We start from the raw sequence: 2786 nt of genomic DNA, 5'->3' as shown, positions 1-2786 counted from the left end.
AAGCGCATAATTTCACGATGCGCTGGGTGCTGGCTGCTGTTGCGCACCAGCATTCGCTGCTGAGGATAAAGAGAGAACGATTCAGCCAGCTTGATAATAGCGTCTGATTCTGCCAAAGGCAGCAGTATCCAGACTACCCCATCGGCGCTTAATAACTGATCTATTGATTTCATCAGATCCGATAAAGGCAGATGTGTGTTGTGCCGCGCCAAGGCGCTCCGGTCACAAGGGTTCTGAGTTGACCCGGTAAAAAAGGGCGGATTGGTAATGATGCAGTCATATTGCGGCCTGTTTTGGTCACTGTGCTGTTGAAGGTGCTGCTGAGGGCCCAACATCGCATAGTCGCGAATGTCCATCTCTATCAGGTTCAGGCGCTCTGACCAGGGACTGTTTGCGAAATTTTTTCGCGCTTGCTCGGCGGCTTGAGAGTCAAGCTCTACTGCATCGATTTGAGCAGTTGATCGCTGTGCAACAAACAAGCTGAGTAACCCTGTTCCTGCGCCAATATCAAGTATGCGTTGCGCTTGCTGCACATCGGCATAAGCACCCAATAACGAGGCATCAGTGGTGACTTTCATGGCACAGTCACCTTGTTCAATAGTGAACCGCTTGCATTGGAAATAGCTGTTACGTTTACGCCGGGTCATAAAAACTCTATATCAGGATGGTTGCTGTATTAAGCCCAATCAGCTCGTCTGAAAAAGCCATTCATCATATAAGCTGAGAAAGTGATTAACACGATAATTATCACAGCTGGGCTTTACTGATGACCAGATCTGATTCAGTTTTATTTTTTTCAGTTTCGTGTTTTATGAAAAAAGTCTACCAGATCGGCATGTTTCAGAGGACAAGAGAGGAAGTAGCCCTGCACCCAATCGCAGCCTATTTCTTGTAGATATTCTAATTGTCTTTTTGTTTTCACACCCTCAGCGACCACTCTAAGATCATATAGATTACCCAGATTATTGATGATCTTAACCATTTTCTTGCGGCCGGCATGCTCTGAAAAAGGTCATCAACAAAGCGGATTACCCATATACTTTTCTACTTCCTGTTGTTCGGTCAGATAAATATACAAAGCAAGAAACACTAAGAGCAGCGCATCGATTGCGATTACCCAATAGACTCTTTCCAGACTACCGCTGATATCCTGAATAAATCCTGCCATCAGATTACCCAGTGCGCCACCCAGCCCGAAAGTCACCATACCGATGCCGTTTATCTGCATCGTAGCTGTAGAAGAATAGTGCTCGTTAACCCAACCGGCAACAATCCCCCACATAGGAAAATACATCAGACCATAACCGAAGCCGGCAAATACGGCAAAATAAGCCGGATCGTATACAAATGCGAAAAGCCCCAATGAAAAGCCACCAAATACGATCAACAGTGCGACACCATGCCCTTTGCTATCGGCCAGTTTACCTGACAAAAAACCTGCGATCATGCCAGTCACACCCGCTATCGTCCATGTATAGCCACCCAAGGCGGGAGGTAACATTAATTCTGCCAGATACGTGTTTAACCAAGTAGAGAACGGCATGGTGGCAAAGCCAACCATGAAGCAGATCAGGCAAGCAAAGAACGCGGCACGCTCTCGCATAATAGTATGCAACAATTGCCGTGCAGACAGCGCTGAAGTTGCTTCTGGTGACTTAGTAACAGCACGCTGTTTAAGATTTCTCAGTAAAAAGAGGGTCAAAATTACCGTAGCAGCCCCCAACATCCCAGCCAATAACCAGCCACTGCGCCAACCCAGCAGCGGCACCACCAGCAGAATCAGCAAGCCATTCAAACCGTATCCCCAAGCAGTGCCACTGGAAGCACTGGACAGGCATGTTGAACACAGTGCCGGACGCGCATAACGGGTTATCAATTCAACTATTGCGCCCCAACTGATCGCGGCGCAGGCTGCCATACACGTTAGCACCAACAAAACCATCATTGGGTCATCCAGTGTTGCCATAACAAACAAGAGCAGACTCGTTATTGAGCCGGTAATCAGCACCAGCCACTCTGAAGCAACCCGGTGCCCGACCAGTCCCAATAACATCGCCCCGCCGAGATAAGACAACTGAGTCAGCGCACCAATCGTAGCCAGATGCCAATGACTGATGTCAATCGACTCCTTCATCATGGGCACCAATGCCGCAAAAAGAAATACACCAAAGCCGTGACTGATAATCTGGTTTACCCCGAAGGTAGTCGTCATTCGCATCAAGCGCTCTCCATGACAGTAGAGTCATTGCTCAAGAGCTTATAAACATCGGCTCGAAACCCAGGTTAAATGTTCCAGACACATACCTTTACTCGTAAACCGATCAATATTAGCTATCACCATTGAATTTCACTAAATTATGACTGATGAAATATTTGCCAATTGCCTTGTTACGAACCTTTATGGTCGTTGTTGAAACACTTAATGCCACAGCAGAAAAAAACCTTCCTTTTTGGCCACCTTCGAGCCGGTGTCATCTTTTGTTAACAAATTATGTTTAGCCTGTCGCTCATTCGCTTTCGTCGCCAGCGTTTTGGCGACACTTTTATCTGATAAGTAATGACAACTGGATATCTGTAATGAACAAATCTGAACTTCAGCAAGACTCCGCTTACCGTAAAGATGACGACTCTGATTTTTCCAACATGATTGAAAGCGGCATAAGCCGTCGTCGCTTTATGCAAGGGGGCGCTGCAGCAATGGGGCTGTTTCTGGCTGCTAATCCTTTAACAAAAGCCATAGCCGCCGTATCTGCGCCGACCAGTAAACTGCTGGGATTTTCAGCTTT

Annotated in this window: 2 protein-coding genes and 2 pseudogenes; 1 reads left to right on the top strand and 3 read right to left on the bottom strand. The window is 47.0% G+C overall.

The window, feature by feature from the left end; translation table 11 throughout:
• The 3 genes and pseudogenes from ABY436_RS19810 to ABY436_RS19800 form a co-directional block, all read right to left on the bottom strand.
• A partial coding sequence (locus tag ABY436_RS19810; protein WP_372740648.1) for a tRNA1(Val) (adenine(37)-N6)-methyltransferase occupies positions 1 to 578 on the bottom strand: 578 nt, incomplete at its 3' end.
• Positions 579 to 796: 218 nt separating this feature from the next.
• A pseudogene (locus tag ABY436_RS19805) lies at positions 797 to 985 on the bottom strand (EAL domain-containing protein); the annotation flags it as partial.
• Between the two features lie 30 nt (positions 986 to 1015).
• Positions 1016 to 2218: a nitrate/nitrite transporter gene (locus ABY436_RS19800; RefSeq protein ID WP_372740647.1), complete on the bottom strand. Its 1203-nt coding sequence runs from the start codon at positions 2216 to 2218 to the stop codon at positions 1016 to 1018.
• Between the two features lie 359 nt (positions 2219 to 2577).
• On the opposite strand from ABY436_RS19800, the pseudogene ABY436_RS19795 reads away from it, so the two are divergent.
• Positions 2578 to 2786 (top strand): annotated as a pseudogene (locus tag ABY436_RS19795) (transcriptional initiation protein Tat); the annotation flags it as partial.

Origin of the sequence: Neptunomonas sp. (assembly GCF_041601355.1) — a bacterium.
GTDB lineage: Bacteria > Pseudomonadota > Gammaproteobacteria > Pseudomonadales > Balneatricaceae > Neptunomonas.
This window is presented reverse-complemented; position numbering and strand designations above follow the sequence as displayed.

What these genes read in the sequence shown, in the direction of transcription:
- ABY436_RS19800 (WP_372740647.1), bottom strand. Translation starts at nt 2,218, where the DNA reads ATGCGAATGACGACTACCTTCGGGGTAAACCAGATTATCAGTCACGGC.